Origin of the sequence: Halomonas sp. GT (assembly GCF_002082565.1) — a bacterium.
In the GTDB taxonomy this organism is placed as follows: Bacteria; Pseudomonadota; Gammaproteobacteria; order Pseudomonadales; family Halomonadaceae; genus Vreelandella.
The window spans coordinates 3,591,532-3,611,457 of record NZ_CP020562.1; the positions used below are offsets into that span (position 1 = coordinate 3,591,532).

Below are 19,926 nucleotides of genomic sequence, written 5' to 3' on the forward strand. Positions count from 1 at the left end.
TCAAACAACGCCTTGGCTACGTAGGTAGTCGTCGTAGCTACCGCTAAAGTCGACAAGACCTTCGGGCTGCATGTCGATAATGCGCGTGGCCAGCGACGAAACAAACTCGCGGTCGTGGCTGACAAATATCAGCGTACCTGGATAGTTCTCCAGCGCTAAGTTCAGCGCCTCAATTGATTCCATATCCAGGTGGTTGGTCGGCTCATCCATTAGCAGCACGTTAGGATTAGTGAGCGTTAGCTTGCCAAACAGCATACGCCCTTGCTCACCACCTGAAATCACTCTGACAGATTTATTAATGTCGTCGCTGGAAAACAGCATCCGTCCCAATGCACCGCGCACCACCTGCTCGCCGCCTTTGGTCCATTGGCTCATCCACTCAAAGAGCGTGGCATCGACAGGAAAGTCGTCGGTGTGGTCTTGGCCAAACATGCCAACTTCAGCGGCGTCGGTCCACTTCACTTCACCGGCATCGGGGTGCAAATCACCCGCCAGGGTTTTGAGCAGGGTGGTTTTACCAATGCCGTTGGGACCAATAATAGCAATGCGCTCACCCGCTTCTACGGTCATCGAGAAACGCTCGAAGAGCGGCTTCTCATCGTCGTAGCCTTTGGTAATTGCATCTACATTTACGGCATTGCGGTGAATCTTTTTATTCTGCTCAAAGCGGATAAACGGACTAACCCGACTCGAAGGCTTGATATCTTCCAGCTTGATTTTGTCGATCTGGCGCGCCCGTGAAGTGGCCTGTTTGGCTTTGGAGGCGTTGGCCGAGAAGCGGCTAACAAACTGCTGAAGCTCGGCAATTTGGGCTTTTTTCTTGGCGTTATCCGAGTGCTGGCGCTCACGGGCAGCAGTGGCGGCTGTCATGTAGTCGTCGTAGTTCCCGGGGAACAGGGTAATTTCCCCGTAATCCAGATCCGCCATGTGCGTGCACACGCTGTTCAGGAAGTGGCGGTCGTGGGAGATGATAATCATGGTACTGCTGCGCGCTTTGAGAATATCTTCCAGCCAGCGGATAGTATTGATATCCAGGTGGTTAGTCGGCTCATCGAGCAGCAGCACATCCGGGTCGGAAAACAGTGCCTGGGCCAGCAGCACACGCAGTTTCCAGCCGGGAGCAACTTCACTCATCGGGCCGGTGTGCTGTTCAATGGGAATACCTAGCCCCAACAGTAACTCCCCGGCGCGAGACTCAGCGGTATAGCCGTCAAGCTCAGCAAAGCGTACTTCCAAGTCGGCCACCGCCATGCCATCCGCTTCACTCATTTCTGCCAGGGAGTAGATCCGTTCGCGCTCGGCGGCCACTTTCCAAAGTTCAGCGTTCCCCATGATGACGGTGTCAATAACCCGCTCGTTCTCATAGGCAAACTGATCCTGTCGCAGCTTACCCAGCCGTGTGCTGCTATCCAGCATGACCTGCCCGGAAGAAGGCTCGAGCTCGCCACCCAAAATCTTCATAAAGGTGGACTTACCGCAACCATTGGCGCCAATCAAACCGTAGCGATTGCCGTTATTAAATTTGACGGAAACATTTTCAAACAGGGGCTTGGCCCCAAACTGCATGGTGATATTGGCGGTTGCGATCAAGATGTGAGCCCTGGTTAACAGTGTAATTACGCGTTCAAAAGCTCGCGATTCTACGCGCCTTTGAGCAGCGTTACACCTCCCACCTAGTGCGCGTTGTCTAGCGTCGCCGGAAGCTCGAGTAGAAAACGTTCACCATCAAGCGCTTGGCGCAGCCGTGCATGCAGTATCTCGACGATGCCAGGGTGTTCGCCAACCAGCGCGGTGGTTGTCACACTCAAACCTGGGTGGCGCTGTTCAGCGGCGGCACAAATCTCGGCGATATCGCCACCTTCCCCCGCATGACGCCCAGGCGAGAGAAACAGCATCGCTAAGATGACCGGGCCTGCTTGGAACTCCTGCGTATCCAGCAAATGTTCTAAAAGCGGCTCGTTAAAGCGATATTCGTCACCTTCACGGCGTTCCATGGAAGCCGCCGCTACGCAGCTAACCTCATCTGCCAGTAGCACGCTTAACTGCCCCGCTAAGCGGTTGCGCACGGCTGTCACTTCAGGAATCGGGCTACCGTGATCTACCAGCGCCACATGCGGCGTCGTTCCCGCCTGGTACTTGTCGCGCACGTTGTCGGCCAGCAACTTGGCTAAACGCAGGTCGTTATTACCCTGCTCATCTACTAGTGGCTGGGCGACACGCACGGTCACCTGGGGAAACCGCGCCTGCAGTGCTGCCATGCGCTCTGGCAAGTAGCCTGTCAGTGCTTTGCTTGGCCCAAAGAAGAACGGCAACACAATGATCTCTTTCGCCCCACTTTCGGCACTGCGTTCAGCAGCCGGCCCTAGAGTAATCGCAGGGATGCCGTCGACCTCGTCGGGAGGGATTTTATTGGAGTGCAGCAAGGAAGCCGCCTGAACGGTTTCTCCTAACCGCTGGCTGAGCGCAAACGCTACGCGGCGCAGGTTATGGGTTGCCTGAGGCCGTAATGAGCCGTTATCGACGAGAAAAATAGCACGCATCGTTTCCTATCCTTTTTCTGAATGAGGGCGTTACATCATCAGCACATCCGCAGCGGCCCGGTGCAGCTGGGCATGCCGTGTAGCGAGAGCGATAATATCGCGGTCGTAGCCGCCGCCAATCACCGCCGCCACGGGAATTTCAGCATCGCGACAGCAGCTAAGCACATAATGGTCGCGGGCATACAAACCTTCGCTGCTAAGCGCTAAATAACCCAGCCGATCATCTTGATGAACATCAACGCCCGCGTCATACAGCACTATGTCTGGCTGATAAGCTGCCAAAAGCCCAGGCAACCGGGAGGCAAGCTCGGCCAAATAAGCGTCATCACTCATACCATTAGGCAGCGCAATATCTAGGTCGCTTATGGCTTTGCGCGCTGGAAAATTACGCGCGGCGTGCATGGAAAAAGTAAATACCCCAGGCACTCCGGCAAACAACCGGGCAGTGCCATCGCCTTGGTGAACATCGCAGTCAACGATAAGAACTCGCTCAGCCCAGCCGCAAGCAAGGGCGTGGGCCGCAGCAACCGCTAGGTCATTAATTAAGCAATAACCGCTTGCAGCATCGGCATGAGCGTGATGAGTACCTCCAGCGGAATTACAGGCAAGTCCGCTGGTCAGCGCTGCCTCGAGGGTTAATAGCGTGCCTCCTGTTTCTAAGCGAACTCGATCAACTAACTCAGGCGACCATGTAAAACCGCTACGCCGTTGAGCGGCGCGCTCTAAACTGCCCTGCAAAAATGCATTAAGGTACTCTCGAGTATGCACTCTAGAAAGGGTATTGATAGGCGCAGGCTCAGGCGTTAGCCATTCAACGGGGCACGCTAGCGACTGCTCACCAAGTAGCTGCCTGAGCACCCGAAATTTTTCCATAGGAAAGGGGTGGTTGGCTGGTAAATCAATCGTATAACCAGGATGATGCACGATCTTTAACGCCATTGGTGCGTTGCCACGTTGTTAATTAACCTTGGTAATTGACATAGATGCCTTATGTTGCTTGATACCACCACTCTGAACCAGCAAAGAAACTTCTTCGATGGCCATACCGATATCTGGCTTTTTGGTTATGGCTCACTGATATGGAAAGCCGACTTTGCCTACCTAGAGCGTCAGCCCGCCTACATTACCGGCTGGGCGCGGCGTTTTTGGCAAGGCTCTCACGATCATCGTGGCACGCCTGACGCACCGGGTCGCGTCGCGACGCTGATTCGCGCCCAGGGGGAAGTGTGTCACGGCATGGCGTACCGCATTACACCCGACGTCCTGGCACCGCTGGATATACGTGAAAAGAACGGCTACCTGCGTGAAAAAGTCTCGCTCACTTTTCGAGGGCAACATGGCAATGCCCAGACAGCAAAGGCAGCAACGGAAGGGCTAATTTACTTAGCTACCGAAGATAATCCAGCCTTTCTGGGCGAGGCACCATTGGATGATATTGCCCACCAAATTGCTCATTCCCACGGTCCTAGCGGCTCGAATAAAGCTTATTTATTGAACTTAGCCCGGGCGTTACGCGAATTAGGCACAGACGATGCGCACGTTTTCGCCATTGAGAAGCAGCTACTTCGCTACCAATAGCGCGGGTATCGACGGTGGCGCGCTAAATTATTCACCAAAATGGCCACTACCAGCATGACCACGCACCCAGCACCAATAGGGATCAGCGGATACCACCAGCCCAGCTTGTGGACACTCGCCCCGCCCGCTACCGCAATCAGCGCAGCGGCAGCCCCAGGTGGATGTACGGTGTGTGTTAATTGCATCACCAGGATGGAGAGCGACACCGCTAGCGCCATCGAGATAGGCGTCGCACCCAATAGTTGGTAGCAACCTACTCCCACCAGCGCCGACAAAACACTGCCAAACAGTACATGGCTTGGCTGGGCAAACGGGCTTTCAGGTGCTGCATAAATCAACACCGACGTTGCCCCAAACGAGCCCACGATTAATAACTGCTGCGAGAGCCAAGCGGCGCTTAGCCAGCATATGACGGCCATACCAGTAAATGCGCCCAGCCATGACCAGCAGGCATCTTTCCAGCCGACGGGGCGGCGCGCCGTTGGCTCTCCTCGCATCTTGCCAAGATAAGCTTTCATTGCACTCTCTCTGCACAAAAAGAGTGCAGATGATGGCAAAATGCACCAGATAAGCAAATGACAATCCGTCATACGCTGATGAAGCACTTTCAAGAACGCGTTAAAAAACGTCCCTAAACGCACTTTCAAATACATTCTCAAACACACTTCCAGGATGATTAAGCAGCTAATGTCTAACGCCAGCAGTACCCCGTTAAACGTCACCCCCTCTAGTTTATTGCTTGCCGTGGTGGCAGCTATCGGCATGGCAACCATCGGCGTTATTTCGCGCATTACCGGGCTAAATGCCGAAAGCATTACGTTTTATCGTTTAGGCCTTGGGGCGGCGTTTCTGCTGGCGTATTTAGTGCTGACAAAACGCCACGCCGCACTCAACGCACTGCCTGGACGGCAGGTAGTCATTAGCGGCGTACTTCTGGCGTCATTTATCCTCTTTTACGTTCAGGCCATGAACTACACCCAGATGGCCAACGCTATTTTGATGATCTACCTAGCACCAATTATCGCCGCCGTGGCAGCTCACTCCCTCTATAGTGAACGCCTTACCACTGAACAAATTGGATTGATTGGCTTGGCGCTATTTGGGTTCGCGATGATGCAAGAGTTTCGTTTGAACCTTGATGATCACCAAGACATTATTGGGATGGGCTATGCCTTAGCCGCCATGTTTGCCTATAGCGGCTTTATGCTCACTAACCGTCGTTTGCCAAGTCATTTAGACGACAGGGTCTGCGCGTTTTGGCAGTTGCTAGTAGGTGCGCTGGTCATATTACCGTTTGCTCTTTGGCAGCCAGAAGGATTAACCGCCGCATCCTGGCAGTGGCCTTGGCTATTATTGGCTGGCTTAGTCCCTGGCTTTTTAGCATTGCTGTGTGCCGTGATGGCGATTAACCGACTGCCCACCGCCCTGTATGGAACCCTGGCTTACTGCGAGCCGGTGGCAGTGGTGATCTTTGGTTGGAGCCTATTTGGTGAAGCGTTGTCACCTCTGCAGCTAAGCGGATGCGCACTGATTGTTGTCTGCGGCATCATGCAAGCTTCGACGGGCGGGCGCCAACCTACATCATTAGCCACGACAGGATAAACAGCGCCAGCACAATACGCACGATGGCTCCTAGCAGGGAGCCTCGCAGCAGCGCCCGAAAGCCCCGCCATAACAGCCACAAGCCAATTACCAGCACCAGAAGGCTAAAGAACGACGCATTGATACCCAGGGAGCGAGTAAGGCCATCAATAAAGTCATCGAACGCGCCGAAAAAATTGGTGAAAAAGCCCAATAAAAACTCCACCACCACGCGAATAGCATCGCCAATGGCTTCGCCAATACCATCAAAAAATCCGTTTGCCTGCATGCGTCTCGTCCATCGCTAAAAGGTTTTCGATATTGTCAGTTAAAACTACACCATTGCAAAGCATGCCGATAAAGCAGCGTGCTCTTCCCTTTTACGCCCCTTAAGACGTTTACCCTATTTCACTTTTTCGACTGACGCGTTAAAACATTGTCAAAGCAATAGCGGGAGAGACTGGTGCTAGCCACCAGCGCCGAAGGAGCAACGACCCCGGAAACTCTCAGGCCACCGGACCGCTATTGTTATGGTATTTACTAGAACAGTAATTACTAACACTTTCCGAAGAGCGGTTGATGACTGCGTCACTCAGCCCACCGAAGGAGCAAGCGCCTCAATGGATGCGTGAATCTCTCAGGTTCCATGACGGAAGGGGTACGCCTAGCCAATGTTGCTAGGGGTATCGCTTGACGCTCATACAATCTGGAGAGACACATGCAACACATTGCTATTATTGGCGGTGGGATCACCGGTATTACAAGTGCTTATGCCCTGGCGAAGCGCGGCTTTGATGTGACAGTTTTTGAAAAACACCGCTATGCGGCAATGGAAACGTCTTTTGCCAACGGCGGACAGCTATCGGCCTCGAATGCTGAAGTCTGGAACCACTGGCCAACGGTGCTTAAAGGCCTGCGCTGGATGCTAAAAAACGATGCGCCGCTCTTGGTCAACCCTCGCCCTAGTTGGCACAAACTCAGCTGGTTTGCAGAGTTCATCGCCGCCATTCCCCGTTATGCTGACAACACCACAGAAACCACTCGGTTAGCGATTGCTGCCCGGGAACACTTATTCCAGTGGGCGAAAGACGAGCAGATTGATTTCGACCTCAAACAGCAGGGCATTTTACATATATACCGCGACAAAGCTGGCTTTGATCACGCAGCACGCGTGTCGCAGTTGCTAGCGAAAGGCGGCCTTGAACGCAGATCAGTAACCCCCGATGAAATGCGCACCATCGAGCCAACGCTGGCAGGTAGTTACTATGGCGGTTTCTATACCGAAAGCGACGCCACTGGCGATATCCACAAATACACTAACGGCCTCGCTAAAGCAGCCGCCAAACGTGGCGTACAGCTTAATTATGGCCACCACATTGACGATATTGGCGCTGACGATAATGGGGCTTGGGTAAGCGCCACGGTAGATAACAACAGCATGAGCCAACGCTTTGACAGCGTGGTCGTTTGCGCGGGGACTGGCAGCCGCGCCATTGCCGCCAAATTAGGCGATCGCGTTAATATCTACCCCGTAAAAGGTTACTCCATCACCGTACAGCTAGATGACGAGGCCTCTCAGCAAGCCGCGCCAACCGTCAGCCTGCTAGATGATGAAACCAAATTGGTGACCAGCCGGTTGGGGCTCAACCGCTTCCGCGTGGCTGGTACCGCTGAATTTAACGGCGCGAATCGCGATATACGCAACGACCGTATTCAACCGCTGGTTCGCTGGGTAGAAGAGTGCTTCCCTGGCGTGAGCACACAACGCGTTGTGCCCTGGGCTGGCCTGCGCCCAATGCTACCTAACATGCTGCCCAAAGTTGGGCCTGGCCGTTTGCCCACTGTTTTCTATAACACCGGCCACGGCCACCTAGGCTGGACACTGTCAGCCATTACCGCCGAAATGCTGGCGGACGCGGTGGAAGAGAAAAATATCCTCCGCGAGCCAGCCCCCCAACCGCTTAGCTAGTTCCAACCATGACAAGTCCGGGCTGGCTTCCGGTAAGATATAGAACACCCCAACATAGGCGTGTTTTATGCTTAACCAGCGTGCATTAACCTACCTCAATGAAGTGATTCGGCGCGGCTCGCTCAGGCGTGCCGCCGCCCACCTGAATGTCGATGCCTCTGCCGTTAGCCGCCAACTAAAAGCATTAGAAGAAGAACTGGATACCCAGCTATGCGAGCGGCACGGAAGAGGGATGCGTGCCACCGCAGCGGGCCAGCTACTGGTGCACCATTTTCATGCCCAGCGGGCTTCAGAAGAAGCGGTGCTCTCCCAACTAATGGCACTTCAAAGTCTAGCGAAAGGGGAAGTTCGCATTGCCGTGGGAGAAGGGTTTATTGCTGACCTGATCGCCGCACCGTTAGGCACTTTTATGTCAGCGTTTGACGGTATCAAAGTTGAAATCCGCATGGCGGGTGTCAACGAAGCGATGTCGTTACTCCAAGATCGCGAGGTGGATATAGCGCTACTTTATGCACCGCCGGTAGACCCGCAACTTTTCTGCCACGTGGAAACGCGCCAGCCGCTCGATGTCATTGTACCCCCCAATCACCCACTAAGTGATCTTAACCGCCCGGTAACACTGCATGACTTAAAGGAGTGGCCTCTGGCGTTAATGGACAATCCTTTTGGTATGCGGCAAATGGTTAATATGGTGGCTCACCAGGAGCGTATTCATCTTGAAGCACGCCTGCATACAAACTCTGTTTCGGTGTTAAAGAACTTCGTCCGCTCAGGCATCGGCGTTACGTTTATGCCCGAACTCACCGTAGCGGATGAGATTGAGCGCGGTGAGATCTTCACACTCCCCATGCAGTACCCGGTGATGAACGGTACGCGGGCACAAATTGTTAGCCTGAAAGGACAGGAACTCCCAGTCGCTTCAATCACTTGCATCAATCATTTGCACAAAGGCATGCGCTTTTTCTCCGCCGACGCACCACGACTGTTGCAATAAAAGCCACAGTTTAGGTATTGCATAGTCAACACCTCAATACATAGTCTTCTAGTAGGCACTCCTTATAAATCTAATAACGCGCCCATAGCGCCCCGTAGCTCACGACAATAAACCAGGAGACTGACTATGTACCCACCAAAATTGAGCCAATACTTTTCGCCTAAACAGCTTATTTCCGCGTGCCTAGTAGGCTCTGCTTTGATGGCAGGGAACGCGCTTGCAGCGACTACGATTAATCTAAGTTACAACGGTGCCCCAGACCCCGAAAAGAATGCTGTCCACGTCTTTGCAGAGAATCTTAAAGCGTTGGTAGACGAAAAAACTGACGGTGAGATCCAGCTCAAGCTCTATCCGAATAGCATGCTCGGCGAAGAAGAGGAGCGCATGGAACAAACCATGAATACGCCCATGCTCAATGTGGCGTCATTTGCGGGTGTCTCTCCTCTTGTTGATGAAATCTTCGTTAGCGCTATTCCGTTTCTGTTCGACGATTTTTCTGCAGCTCACACTTTCTTCGATGAGGGTGAGTATTGGCAGGAAGTCAGCAACGCTCTGCAGGAGCGTGCCGGTATCGATATGCTAGCCGTTGTGGAAGAGGGCGGCTTTTTGGCGTTCACCAATAACGAAAGGCCGATCAGCCACCCTGACGACTTCGAAGGACTCCGCTTCCGCGCCATGGACCCTAGCCAAGTCGCTCTGTATGAGGCCTTCGGCGCCTCCGGCACTCCCATCCCCTGGACAGAGACCTATATGGCACTGCGCACCGGGGTGGCAGACGGCCAAATGAACCCGCCGATGTATATCATCTTGGGCAGCCTTTACGAAGTGCAGGACTACCTGACCCTTGCCAATATCCAGTACTCCGACCAGTTCCTGGTAGGCAACAGCGACATGATCGCGGGTTGGGATGATGAGCTTCGCAGCGCCTTTATGGAAGCCGTCTCCGAAGCTAATCACAATGCCCGTGAGCACAATGAGGAGCAAGTAGAGGCGCGTATCGCCTATTTGGAAGAGCAAGGCATGGAAGTAATTCGCCCCTCTGAAGAAGAGCTGGCCGCTTTCCGCGAAATCGGCCAGCCTGCCTACCTTGAGTGGCTTGGTGAGCGTGATATCGAGCAGCGCTGGATCGATATGGCGTTGGAAGATGCAGGCATGAGCGAACTGCTCGACTAACGGCTGTTAACAACAGGGGCTGGCATCATGCTGGCCCCCTATTTCCAGTACTTAATACTCCAGTACTTAATACTCCAGTACTTAATACCCAAGTACTTAATACCCAAGTACTTAATGTTCAAGTGCTTAACGTTTCTGTGCTTCATGGAAGGCTGCCATGTTTAATACGCTTCGATCCCGTCTTTTAGCGATCAGCCGCCCTGTTACCTTAACCCTGGCGGGCGCACTGTTATCGCTCAATGTTGCGGCCATTCTGTTTGGGGTGTTTGCACGCTACATCGCTGGTGGCGCGCCTATCTGGACAGATGAGCTTTCACGTTTCTTAATCATCGCCACCGTGATGCTCGCGGCTGGCGCTGTCTGGTCTGAAGGAGAACATATGCGCGTTGGCCTGTTAGAGAAACGACTGCCCGCCCCCTTTGCTCGCTTGCTAAACGTGTACCAATGGTTACTCACCCTGCTAATTGCAGCGGGGGGTGCATGGGTTAGCTATCGCTATGCGCTATCGGTCAGCATGTTTACCACCTCTGGGCTCGGCATTAGCCGCACGGTGCCACTGCTCTCGCTACCTATTGGCTTTTTGCTACTAGCTTGGCATGTGCTTCTCTATGGCCCTGCGCCACTCAAGACCATCGAGGACGACCTATGATTGTCACTATGCTGGTTGTTTTCCTGGGCCACGTCTTGCTTGGGCTTCCTCTGTTTATCGCCCTGCTTACCACCGCAATAGTCGGCTTTTTGTTTGTCGACCCCTCAATGATTCCACGCATGCTGCCCCAGCAATTCTTTGGTGGTATCAATGTATTCTCCTTGATGGCGATTCCGTTATTTATCTTCGCTGGCAACCTGATGAACGTCAGCGGCTTAACCGAACGCTTGATGGGGCTCGCCCGCCTGATGGTAGGGCATTTGCGGGGCGGCATGGGTCACGTCAATGTGGTGTCGAGCGTATTCTTCGCGGGTGTTAATGGCTCAGCAGTGGCGGACACCTCGGCACTTGGGTCGCTGTTAGTGCCTGCCATGGAGAAAGAGGGCTACTCACGAGCCTTTGCCGCTGGGTTGACCGCAGGTAGCTCGTTGATCGGCCCGATTATTCCACCCAGTATCTTTATGATCCTCTACGCCTCACTGACCAACACCTCAGTCGGCGATCTATTTCTGGCGGGCGTTGTGCCAGGGCTACTGCTGGGGGTTGCCTTTATGGGCATGAACGCTTGGTATGCCTGGCGCCATCGGTTACCCAAAAGTGGCCAGTTGCCCCCGCTCAGCCAACTTGGCGTAGCCTTCGTAGCCGCTCTGCCTGCACTTATTGCCCCTTTTATTATTGTTGCTGGCATCGTGCTGGGCTTCGTGACGCCAACAGAGTCAGGCGCATTAACAGCGCTGTACGTCGCGTTGTGCGGGGTCGTGTTGGGAGGATTGCGTTTTAAAGAGTGCTGGAAAGCTATCGTCGATACGGCACGCTTAACCTCGGCGATTTTTCTGATTATGGCCGCCTCAGCGACAATTAGCTGGTTACTCTCCTATGCGCAAGTGCCCGCGCAATTTGTCTCGCTGTTATCTCCTTACATAGACAACGCAGTAGTGATTCTACTGTTACTGAGTGCCATTACCTTTATAACGGGCATGTTTATGGAAGAGGTGTCAGCGTTGATGCTACTGACGCCTATCTTTACGCCAGTGGCTATGATGGCGGGTATCGACCCCATTCACCTGGGCGTCATCATCACGCTTAACATTACCATCGCGTTAATCACTCCGCCGCTGGGTGCATGCGTGTTTGTCGCCGCCGCGGTCAGTCGGCTTGAGATAGTGTCGCTGTTCAGAACCATTTGGCCCTTTGTACTGACAGCGATTGCGGTGCTTATTCTACTCATCCTGTTTCCGCCACTAACGCTTTGGCTTCCTACACAGTTTAGATAGTGCTCTTCTTGAATAATCCTTTGCTTGGATAACATGATGCCTTTGAACACACTATTGAAGGCCTTGCCGCCTCTACCCAGCCACCTAGCTCCAAACTGGGAACAGCTACGCCGAACATCTATTGAAGATAACGGTGAGCGCTTGGTGCCAATGAGCCTCGCCCCCGCACCGATTAGCGTATTCCCCGCCTATGCTCGGCTGGGCATTCCCGGCGCGGTACCGGAGTGTTTCGTTCGGGAAAGCGTTTATCGGGCGCTACTCGCCGCAGCACGCAGCTTACCCGAAGGGATCGGTTTAATCGTACTCGACGGCTGGCGTCCATGGCGGGTGCAGCAGTACTTATTTGATACCCTGCACGAAGCTATCCAGCAGCATCAGCCCGGCCTCAGTGAAGCGGAGCTACTGGAGCGCACACGGGAGTTTGTCTCAGTCCCCAGCCGCGACCCATTAGCACCCAGCCCACATCTCACCGGTGGCGCCGTCGATGTCACGCTATGCGATGCCGATGGCCTGCCACTGGATATGGGGACGCTGTTTGATGAAGCGATACCTGCCTCTCATAGCGACTATTTCGAGCGCCTGGAAACGCTAACGCCGCAGCAAGTCAACGCCCGCGATCATCGCCGCCTGCTGTATCACACCATGCAACAGCAAGGCTTCACTAACCTGCCTAGCGAGTGGTGGCACTTCGATTACGGCGATCAATTATGGGCCTACTACGGGTCACATCAGCAGGCGCATTACGGCCCGGCAGAGTTGGACACCATTGAGAATCGCTGGCGCCGACAGCTGTAGTTGACTAGGCACGATGCCACTCCAGGTAAAGGGCATCGTCGCCTAGAACTCACACCACCTTATCAAGGATGCTCAGATTGCGTTTCCCGCTACCGCATGCTTGCTACCGATAGACGAGCTTGCTCTTGCTACCCAAAGCCGATAAAGCGCTGGGGTAAAGAAAAACGACACCAGCGTTGCCAAAAGCAGCCCAAACCCGACGGTTTGCGCAAAAGGTGGCCACAATCCACCTGCCGCCATCATCAATGGAATTAATCCGGCGAAAGTGGTGATCGTCGTTGAGACAATATGACGACTGGTGGGGCCGCTAATCACCGCTAACATGGCATCGATATCGCCTTGGCGTGCAGCCTCATCGTCGTCAAACGCAGCAATGATGATAATAGTGGCATTAATCGCCACGCCCACTAGCCCCATAATGCCGACAATAATGACAAAACCGAAGGCATGGCCGCTTAATAACAGCGCCACAATACCCATGCCCATCGCCTGAGCCCCAGCAATAAACACGATGGCTGCGCGGCGAAAGGAATTAAACGCCAGCACGACCGTTGCCACCATGGCAATTACCAGCAGTATCACCGAGGCCAGCAGGTTACCCACGGCTTCGTCACGTTCAGCGGCCTCCCCACCGGTTTCAATGCGATAACCAGAAGGGAGATGAATCTCTCCTGCTGCTAGCGCGTTTTGCAGAAAGTCTTCTAGCTGCGCCATGGAAACCGCCGGCAACGCATCGGCCACCAAGTAGCCTTGCACCAACTGTACCCGTTCAGCATTACGTCGAGTAATCACGCTCCAGGCTGGCGTTAGCGATACCTCCGCTACTGCCGCTAGCGGCAATCCCTCGGCGACGCGATCACTGACTAAGCGCAGCGCAGCAAGCTGTTCCGCATCGGTACGCCATTCACCAACATAACGCACTCGAACGGGTAACTGCTGGGTATCTTCCAGCAGCATGCCGGCAGACTGACCCGACAGTGCTGCGCCAACTTGTTCCGCTAGGCGTTGTGGCGTTAGGCCTGCATCGTTAAGCGCCGTTTGGTTGATATCTAACGTTAACCTGGGCAGGTCGCGCTGCATGCCTGCGCGCACATGGGTCACCTGAGGCAACTGGTGCATTAGATTCGCTAGTTCGAGCCCCAGCGATGACAGTACGTCCAAGTCATCACCGTAGACCCGTAGCTCAATCGGGGCTTTAAACGGAGGCCCCTGTTCATACTTACGCACCACGCTTTGCGCCTGCAGAAAGTGCTGATCAAGTACCTGCTGCAGCATTGGCACTCGCTGATTCGTCACCGCTAACGACTCGGCATCGACAATCAAGTGCAAAAACGCGGGGTTGTTATCCTCATTGGTCAATACGTTGTAGTACATCATGGGGGCACTTTCGCCGATAAATGCCGACACCCGCTTGATTCCCGGCAGCTCTCGGATAAGGGCCTCGGCTTCGTAGGCCAACGCTGCGGTATTGGCCATGCTGCTAGCCGGTGGCAAGCGTACTTCAATGTGGAATTGATCACGGTCTGCCGGTGGAAAAAACGCGACGTCTAGCGTTGGCATTAGCGCGATGCCGCCCACAGGCACGCATAACGTTATGATCATGGCAGCCACCGGATGACGCAGCGCGCTGCGTACGGTACGGCGAAAACCACGCTTGACCACGTTATCTTTTGACCCTGACAGCTTATTCGCCACATTGGCTAGCAACATCGGAGATAGCGCGGGCACTAACAACAGCGATACCAGGTAAGAGCTCACCAGCGCTACCATAACGGCCATGGCTAGCGGTCCGACGAACTCTCCGGCAGGCCCCGGCATTAGCACAATTGGCATAAACGCCAAGATTGTTGTCAACGTACTGGCAAGTAGCGGCACGGCTAAATGACGCAAGGCATCTCGGGTAGCAGCAATCACCGAATCCCCTTGCAATAAGCGCTCGCGAAGGGCATTGGTCATGACGATGGCGTTATCCACCATTAATCCCAGCGCCACAATAATGCCGGTAATGCTCATCTGGTGGATATCAATACCCAGTGGTTTGAAGAACGCCAACGTGAGCAGCGCCGTGGCGGGAATCGCTAGCCCCACGGTGATCGCCGAGCGCCAGCCCATGGTTAAAAATAGAATAGCCACGACCAGTACTAACCCCATCAGCAGGCTGCTAGCGACATCGCTTAAGCGCTGATTGGTATAACTGGCCTGTTCAAATACCTCCTCAACATCAAGGCCCACGGGCAATTCGTCAGCAAACGCCATAAGTTGTTGCTGAGCCCGTTCAACCCAAACATCGATACGCTGGCCGGGGGCCATACGGGCACCAACAAACACCGCTCGTTCGCCGTTAAGCAGTGCCATGGCGGCAGGCGGATCCTGAACGCCACGGCGCAGCTGTGCAATCTCACCTAGCCTAACCGTCTGGCCTTGCCGGATAGCCACGTCGATATCGCGCAATCTGTCCAACGTATCAAACTCACCGCTCAGCCCGACCGTTAGCCGATGGCCTTGAGTGACCACTTCGCCTGCCGTGCGTCGGCCATCACTTGCTTCAATAGCGGCGGCCAACTGGCCAACAGAGAGCCCCAACGCATTTAGCTCTAAGGGATCGACCATGACCTCGACCTGTTCCCCAGCGACACCAAACAGATGCGTGTACTCCGTGCCTGCAACACGCCTAAACTGGTCTTCTAGGCGTTCAGCATAGCGCTCCATCAGTTGCGGGTTGGGCGAAGAATCCAATGTCCAGCGCAGGGCGGCCACCATGCTAAAGGCGTAACCGCGGTCATCCAGCAGCTCTGGCGTTTGCACACCGGCTGGCAATGTTGGTGCGATATCGCCTAACTTATCTCGTACCCGGCTCCACACCGGAGTGACATCAAAAACCGCGTCTTCTAATTCAAGACTGATAACAGCGATGCCCTGGCGCGACGTAGACTCAAGCACTTGGATTTCTGAAATAGTGCGCAACTCGTTTTCAATGGGCCGCGCTACCAGCGCTTCAACCTGCTCAGGCGTAGCACCAGGAAACGGCGCGAGCACGGTAGCCATACGCGCAATCAAATGAGGGTCTTCTGCTCGAGGAAGCGTTTGAATAGCCGACAGCCCAGCAACGACCAGCAACCCCAAGGTTAATGCCACTAGACGTCGGTTAAACAACCATTCAATGCGCTGCATAAGCCACATCCTCGCTGAGGGTGACTTGCTGCCCTGGGGTGATGCGGTGAATACCGCTAGTTATTAACCTTATTCCTGGTTCGAGGGTTCCGCGCACGAAAGCTTGATCGCCCTCGGTATGCAACAACTCCACACTCGCCCTAGCCACACGAAAACGCCCCTCTTCTAGCGGCTCTGCCACCAGTACGTTCCACAACCCTCGGTCGGCAGCACGCAAAGCATCTAGCGGCACCCAATAGCCACTGGCAGACTCTGAAATTGCGTAGCGGAGTTCAGCGAGATCTCCTGGCACAACATTGCTTGAAGCGTCAAGCGATACCACCAGCGTCTGTGTACGGCTATCGCTGTCAATGTGAGGTAGCCGAGCGCGCACCTCACCGCCAATAGTATGCTGATTAACATTGAGTGTGACCGTCTCGCCTGGGGTAAACGTCGCCGCTAACCGAGCAGGCAAACCCAGGTGCGCTTCGAGCTGCTCAATATCGATAAGCTCAAACGCGGCGGTGCCGCTAGCCACTAAACTGCCAACACTGACATAACGTTCAATCACGCGTCCGGCGAAGGGCGCTTTTAACGTGCTATCTTCAAGATCTGCGGTAAGGCTGTCTCGTTCCGCCGCCAGTGCCGCAAGGCGGGCTTGAAGTGTTAGCCGATCTGTACGGGCCTGATCCAGCGTTGTGCGGCTAGCAAAGTTACTTTGATTAAGTTGCGCTTCACGCTCTTCTTGGCGCTGGGCAAAAGCAAGGCCAGCGCGGGCTTCTTCGCTGCGTGCAGCTACTTCTGCCAAACGGCTTTCAAGGCGTCGGGTATCCAGTGTCGCCAGCACATCGCCCTGTTCAACCGCATCCCCCCTATCAGCCAACACTTCGCTAACACGCCCAGCGGGCTCAAAGGCAAGCGACACAGACTGACGTGCAACCACTCGACCCGTTAAACGCACGTCCCGCTCCAGCTGTTCGGAGTGGGCAAGAGTCTGCGTAGCCACTTGCAACAAAGCGTTATCAGCCCCTTGCTGATCAGCCAGCTGGGCTCGACTGTGCTGGCTACTAAGCGTAACCACCGCGACTGCCGTAATGCTAATCATGATTAAGGCAGCCAGCGTGCCACGACGTCGGTGCCGCCAGGAAGTATTGAAGGGGGTGCCCATAATGGCCTCGAAATGGTTTATTCTTGAACGATACGGTTCACTATAATATGTGTACGCCAGCGTTCAATATTTATTTATTCGATAGGCACGGATTTTACCGAATGACTGACTCGCAACCTTTACTGCCTGACAAAAAACGCAGCGCCGGCCGCCCCAAAGATATGGCTAAGCGCAACGCGATGCTAGACGCGGCGGCCTGCCTATTCTTTCGCTTTGGACTCGAAGGGGTGACCATGGAAGCCGTTGCCCGTGAAGCGGGTGTTTCCAAAGTGACCGTGTACGGCCATTTTGCGACCAAAGAAGCGCTATTTGGCAGCGTCATTCAGCGTGAAACCGCCCTCATTCGTCATGGACTAGAACAGCTCCCCGACACTCACGAAGCCGTGCGTCAATCACTGATTGAAGTCGGCACAGGGCTCGTGCGCTTTTTGTTGGAGCCTCACGTATTAGCCGTTGAGCGTGTTATGAGTACACAGGGGAATCAGTACCCTGAACTGCTTCTGGCCTTTTTCGAAGCTGGCCCCTGGGCCACTAAAAAGTGGCTGCAGGAAAAGCTTGAGGGGCTAGCCTGCGCGGGGCATTTAACGCTTAACGCACCCACGCTAGCCGCTGACCAACTCTGTAGCATGTGGCAAGGCATGTTAGTTATGGAGGTGCGCATGGGGGTACGCCAGCCCCCAAGTGATGAAGAACTTCATCATCAGATTAGTCGCGCCGTAGATGTGTTTTTGGCGGCGTATGGAAACCATTGAGCGCACCACTAGTATGCAAAAAAGCCCCGTATCAACGGGGCTTTCGCAACGCTTAGGTTTTGATTTAAACGCCCACTGGCCCGCCATCGCGCTTCTGAATAACAACGGTAGATGCCCGAGGACGTACTTGGCCACTGGTCTCAGTGGTAGCATCTTGGGTCAGTGCGCCACCATCCGCGGGCCAGTTGCCGGGGTGCTGAATATTGATAAACAGCGCCGTTTTATCTGGCGTCGCAAAAATACCGGTCACTTCACAGCCGTTCGGCCCAACAGCGAAGCGTTTAAGTTGCTGTTGATTGCTGTTGTTAATCACCGGACCGGTACCCTGAAGCTCGTCTAGGCTGTTAGGTACCACGGCTAATAGCTGGTCGTTGGTGTGCTCGGTAATGCCTTCATAACCATTATCGGTCTGAATCCAGAGAATGCCCTGACCATCATCACGCTGGTCAAACCACAGACCATCGGGGCTGGCAAATTGGTTCATTTCAGTCAGGCCGGAATGATTGCCTTCATCATTAGTGGCGGCACCAAATACAAACACTTCCCAGCGAAAGGCATTCGGCAGGCGACTTTCACGCCAGCGGATAATGTGACCGGCTTCGTTATTAGCGCGTGGGTTAACGGCGTTGGCCGGGGCTGTCTCGTAGCCCACTCCTAGCTGAGCAATGTCATCGCCTTGATTGGTGAAAGTAGCCGCAACGGCATCTTCGCTACGCTTCGAATTATTGGTCAGCGTTAGATACACCTCGCCAGAGGAAGGATCCACGGTTGCCCACTCAGGGCGGTCCATCGGTGTCGCTCCCATTAGATCCGCTGCATCACAGGTGTTAATAATCACCCCAGCTAAATCATTCTCTGCCAACCCCAAAGCCGTTGCCAACGAGCGGCCATCGCGTGTTTGCGCGCTAGGCGTTAGTGGCAACCACTCACCGCTACCATCGGCATGGAAACGGGCCACATAGAGGGTGCCGTTATCCATATACTTACTACCAATAGCGAGACGGTCATACGCCTCGCCTGGGCGATTGGCATCGGCAGGATCCCAGGCAGCGTCAGAAACGTATTTATAGACGTACTCGTTACGTGCATCGTGACCAGAGTAATAAACCACCGGCTGACCGGCCTCTAGCTTGCCTAACCAACACCCTTCATGGCGGAAACGGCCTAGTGCTGTGCGCTTAACCGCGAGGGCATCACTATAGGGGTCGACTTCTACTTGGTAGCCAAAGGTGCGCGCTTCATTGCGGTAGTCATCTTCGGCACGCTCGCCCCGTGGCGTGATATCGAAACGGGCAAACTCATCATTTTCTTCAGAGGCATCACCCGCCGAGGTATCCCAACCATAGCGGCTTTTGTCGGTAGGAATACCTATCCGCGCGTCGTCCTGGAAAAGCTGGCCGTGATTAACAAACACATTGGGCCAGTTCTCTTCGCAGGCGATATAGGTGCCCCAGGGCGTTAACCCATTACCACAATTATTATTGGTGCCACGGGTTTGTGTACCCGCTGGTGAGAAGCGCGTTTTCACATAGTCACTGCCCGCCACTGGGCCTGCTATTTCCATTACCGTCGCGCTGGTAAGACGGCGGTTATAAGATGAACCTGGCACATGCGACCAATGGCCGTTAGCGTCTTTCTCAATTTCCACAATGGTAACGCCATGAGCATTGATTTCGGTGCGTGACTCCTCTGCCGGTCGTTTTCCCCTGGCATTTGTGGGGCCACCCTGGGGGGCCCAGAGCGCATCTTGTTCGATATATTCGTTGTTGAGTGCCAATAAAAATCGCCGCGAGGCGTTATCAGCATCCAAGGCAAAACCAGCCATTCCATCGTGGTTCATACCCACGCTAGCGGCTTGACGCTCGGCGGTCATTGGCTGGTCGGGCTGCCAGTTGTCACCAGCGCTCAACGGTGTTCCCCAAGGAACCAGCACTTGGGCAATATAGCCTTCAGGCACTACGACAGCATCCGTTAGCGATCCTTGAACCGCCTCAAACGCCAGCGTCAACGGCGTTTTTTGCGCCCCGTTTGAGGCCAATGCTTGAGCGGCACCGCCAAAGCCAAGCATTGAAGCAGCGGCCAAGCCTAGGCCGCCCCGCATTACCGCACGCCGCGAAACATGCTGCGCTAACACATCCGCAAAAGGCTGGTTGCTGCTCTGGTTAAACAGGCGATGATCTTCAATTTCCTTGCTCATAACGGTCCCCTTGTCACGGTTAACACGCGCTAGTTTTAAGTTAAGGAGACACTAATCAATTTAAATGACAGGGTAATGACGAGCACTCTACTGTTATATGAACGTT

Annotated in this window: 17 protein-coding genes and 2 riboswitches; of the genes, 9 read left to right on the forward strand and 8 right to left on the reverse strand. The window is 54.3% G+C overall.

Going from position 1 to position 19,926, the window contains the following annotated elements; translation table 11 throughout:
- The 3 genes from B6A39_RS16315 to B6A39_RS16325 form a co-directional block, all read right to left on the reverse strand.
- The gene (locus B6A39_RS16315) at nt 1-1,590 is read right to left on the reverse strand and encodes an ABC-F family ATPase (protein ID WP_083007316.1); all 1,590 of its coding nucleotides are present in this window, start codon (nt 1,588-1,590) and stop codon (nt 1-3) included.
- A gap of 83 nt (nt 1,591-1,673) precedes the next feature.
- Complete coding sequence (locus tag B6A39_RS16320; RefSeq protein WP_083007318.1) at nt 1,674-2,540, reverse strand: sirohydrochlorin chelatase; 867 nt, start codon at nt 2,538-2,540, stop codon at nt 1,674-1,676.
- 30 nt (nt 2,541-2,570) lie between these two features.
- On the reverse strand, nt 2,571-3,479 hold the full coding sequence (locus B6A39_RS16325; RefSeq protein WP_083007319.1) for a histone deacetylase family protein: 909 nt from the start codon (nt 3,477-3,479) through the stop codon (nt 2,571-2,573).
- Nucleotides 3,480-3,530: 51 nt separating this feature from the next.
- Between B6A39_RS16325 and B6A39_RS16330 the strand changes: the two genes are divergently transcribed.
- Entirely contained in the window at nt 3,531-4,118 is a 588-nt protein-coding gene (locus B6A39_RS16330; protein ID WP_083007321.1) for a gamma-glutamylcyclotransferase, read from the forward strand.
- Here the strand turns inward: B6A39_RS16330 and B6A39_RS16335 are convergent.
- Nucleotides 4,109-4,636 (reverse strand): HPP family protein, encoded by a 528-nt coding sequence (locus B6A39_RS16335; protein WP_083007323.1) that lies wholly within the window; start codon nt 4,634-4,636, stop codon nt 4,109-4,111. The two genes, B6A39_RS16330 and B6A39_RS16335, sit on opposite strands and share 10 nt — an antisense overlap.
- Before the next feature lie 169 nt (nt 4,637-4,805).
- Between B6A39_RS16335 and B6A39_RS16340 the strand changes: the two genes are divergently transcribed.
- On the forward strand, nt 4,806-5,720 hold the full coding sequence (locus B6A39_RS16340; RefSeq protein ID WP_083007325.1) for a DMT family transporter: 915 nt from the start codon (nt 4,806-4,808) through the stop codon (nt 5,718-5,720).
- Here the strand turns inward: B6A39_RS16340 and B6A39_RS16345 are convergent.
- Nucleotides 5,695-5,988 (reverse strand): hypothetical protein, encoded by a 294-nt coding sequence (locus B6A39_RS16345; RefSeq protein ID WP_083007331.1) that lies wholly within the window; start codon nt 5,986-5,988, stop codon nt 5,695-5,697. The two genes, B6A39_RS16340 and B6A39_RS16345, sit on opposite strands and share 26 nt — an antisense overlap.
- Nucleotides 5,989-6,140: 152 nt before the next feature.
- Nucleotides 6,141-6,231, forward strand: a riboswitch (glycine riboswitch).
- 23 nt (nt 6,232-6,254) lie between these two features.
- Nucleotides 6,255-6,362, forward strand: a riboswitch (glycine riboswitch).
- Between the two features lie 55 nt (nt 6,363-6,417).
- On the opposite strand from B6A39_RS16345, the gene B6A39_RS16350 reads away from it, so the two are divergent.
- From B6A39_RS16350 to B6A39_RS16375, 6 genes are all read left to right on the forward strand, one after another.
- On the forward strand, nt 6,418-7,668 hold the full coding sequence (locus B6A39_RS16350; RefSeq protein WP_083007332.1) for a D-amino acid dehydrogenase: 1,251 nt from the start codon (nt 6,418-6,420) through the stop codon (nt 7,666-7,668).
- A 67-nt stretch (nt 7,669-7,735) separates the two neighbouring features.
- Nucleotides 7,736-8,662: a LysR family transcriptional regulator gene (locus B6A39_RS16355; RefSeq protein WP_083007334.1), complete on the forward strand. Its 927-nt coding sequence runs from the start codon at nt 7,736-7,738 to the stop codon at nt 8,660-8,662.
- 126 nt (nt 8,663-8,788) lie between these two features.
- On the forward strand, nt 8,789-9,835 hold the full coding sequence (dctP, locus tag B6A39_RS16360; protein WP_083007336.1) for a TRAP transporter substrate-binding protein DctP: 1,047 nt from the start codon (nt 8,789-8,791) through the stop codon (nt 9,833-9,835).
- Nucleotides 9,836-9,992: 157 nt separating this feature from the next.
- Complete coding sequence (locus tag B6A39_RS16365; RefSeq protein ID WP_083007337.1) at nt 9,993-10,484, forward strand: TRAP transporter small permease; 492 nt, start codon at nt 9,993-9,995, stop codon at nt 10,482-10,484.
- Nucleotides 10,481-11,758 carry a TRAP transporter large permease gene (locus tag B6A39_RS16370; protein ID WP_083007339.1) on the forward strand — a complete coding sequence of 426 codons (1,278 nt, stop codon included), beginning with the start codon at nt 10,481-10,483 and terminating at the stop codon, nt 11,756-11,758. Before B6A39_RS16365 ends, B6A39_RS16370 begins: the two co-directional genes overlap by 4 nt.
- 33 nt (nt 11,759-11,791) lie before the next feature.
- A complete protein-coding gene (locus tag B6A39_RS16375; protein ID WP_198036729.1) occupies nt 11,792-12,553 on the forward strand; it encodes a M15 family metallopeptidase in 762 nt (253 codons plus the stop codon).
- A gap of 72 nt (nt 12,554-12,625) precedes the next feature.
- Here the strand turns inward: B6A39_RS16375 and B6A39_RS16380 are convergent, their stop codons facing one another.
- Nucleotides 12,626-15,724, reverse strand: a complete 3,099-nt coding sequence (locus B6A39_RS16380; RefSeq protein WP_083007340.1) for an efflux RND transporter permease subunit — start codon at nt 15,722-15,724, stop codon at nt 12,626-12,628.
- Entirely contained in the window at nt 15,711-16,871 is a 1,161-nt protein-coding gene (locus tag B6A39_RS16385) for an efflux RND transporter periplasmic adaptor subunit (protein WP_083007342.1), read from the reverse strand. Before B6A39_RS16385 ends, B6A39_RS16380 begins: the two co-directional genes overlap by 14 nt.
- 101 nt (nt 16,872-16,972) lie before the next feature.
- On the opposite strand from B6A39_RS16385, the gene B6A39_RS16390 reads away from it, so the two are divergent.
- Nucleotides 16,973-17,623, forward strand: a complete 651-nt coding sequence (locus tag B6A39_RS16390) for a TetR/AcrR family transcriptional regulator (protein ID WP_083007344.1) — start codon at nt 16,973-16,975, stop codon at nt 17,621-17,623.
- Nucleotides 17,624-17,687: 64 nt separating this feature from the next.
- On the opposite strand, the gene B6A39_RS16395 is transcribed toward B6A39_RS16390, so the two are convergent.
- Complete coding sequence (locus tag B6A39_RS16395) at nt 17,688-19,820, reverse strand: PhoX family protein (protein WP_083007345.1); 2,133 nt, start codon at nt 19,818-19,820, stop codon at nt 17,688-17,690.
- Nucleotides 19,821-19,926 lie beyond the last annotated feature (106 nt).

Bases quoted from the DNA above. Each gene is read 5' to 3' on its own strand.
- B6A39_RS16320 (WP_083007318.1), bottom strand. From the start codon at position 2,540: ATGCGTGCTATTTTTCTCGTCGATAACGGCTCATTACGGCCTCAGGCA.
- B6A39_RS16325 (WP_083007319.1), bottom strand. From the start codon at position 3,479: ATGGCGTTAAAGATCGTGCATCATCCTGGTTATACGATTGATTTACCA.
- B6A39_RS16330 (WP_083007321.1), top strand. From the start codon at position 3,531: ATGTTGCTTGATACCACCACTCTGAACCAGCAAAGAAACTTCTTCGAT.
- B6A39_RS16335 (WP_083007323.1), bottom strand. From the start codon at position 4,636: ATGAAAGCTTATCTTGGCAAGATGCGAGGAGAGCCAACGGCGCGCCGC.
- B6A39_RS16340 (WP_083007325.1), top strand. From the start codon at position 4,806: ATGTCTAACGCCAGCAGTACCCCGTTAAACGTCACCCCCTCTAGTTTA.
- B6A39_RS16345 (WP_083007331.1), bottom strand. From the start codon at position 5,988: ATGCAGGCAAACGGATTTTTTGATGGTATTGGCGAAGCCATTGGCGAT.
- B6A39_RS16350 (WP_083007332.1), top strand. From the start codon at position 6,418: ATGCAACACATTGCTATTATTGGCGGTGGGATCACCGGTATTACAAGT.
- B6A39_RS16355 (WP_083007334.1), top strand. From the start codon at position 7,736: ATGCTTAACCAGCGTGCATTAACCTACCTCAATGAAGTGATTCGGCGC.
- dctP (WP_083007336.1), top strand. From the start codon at position 8,789: ATGTACCCACCAAAATTGAGCCAATACTTTTCGCCTAAACAGCTTATT.
- B6A39_RS16365 (WP_083007337.1), top strand. From the start codon at position 9,993: ATGTTTAATACGCTTCGATCCCGTCTTTTAGCGATCAGCCGCCCTGTT.
- B6A39_RS16370 (WP_083007339.1), top strand. From the start codon at position 10,481: ATGATTGTCACTATGCTGGTTGTTTTCCTGGGCCACGTCTTGCTTGGG.
- B6A39_RS16375 (WP_198036729.1), top strand. From the start codon at position 11,792: ATGATGCCTTTGAACACACTATTGAAGGCCTTGCCGCCTCTACCCAGC.
- B6A39_RS16380 (WP_083007340.1), bottom strand. From the start codon at position 15,724: ATGCAGCGCATTGAATGGTTGTTTAACCGACGTCTAGTGGCATTAACC.
- B6A39_RS16385 (WP_083007342.1), bottom strand. From the start codon at position 16,871: ATGGGCACCCCCTTCAATACTTCCTGGCGGCACCGACGTCGTGGCACG.
- B6A39_RS16390 (WP_083007344.1), top strand. From the start codon at position 16,973: ATGACTGACTCGCAACCTTTACTGCCTGACAAAAAACGCAGCGCCGGC.
- B6A39_RS16395 (WP_083007345.1), bottom strand. From the start codon at position 19,820: ATGAGCAAGGAAATTGAAGATCATCGCCTGTTTAACCAGAGCAGCAAC.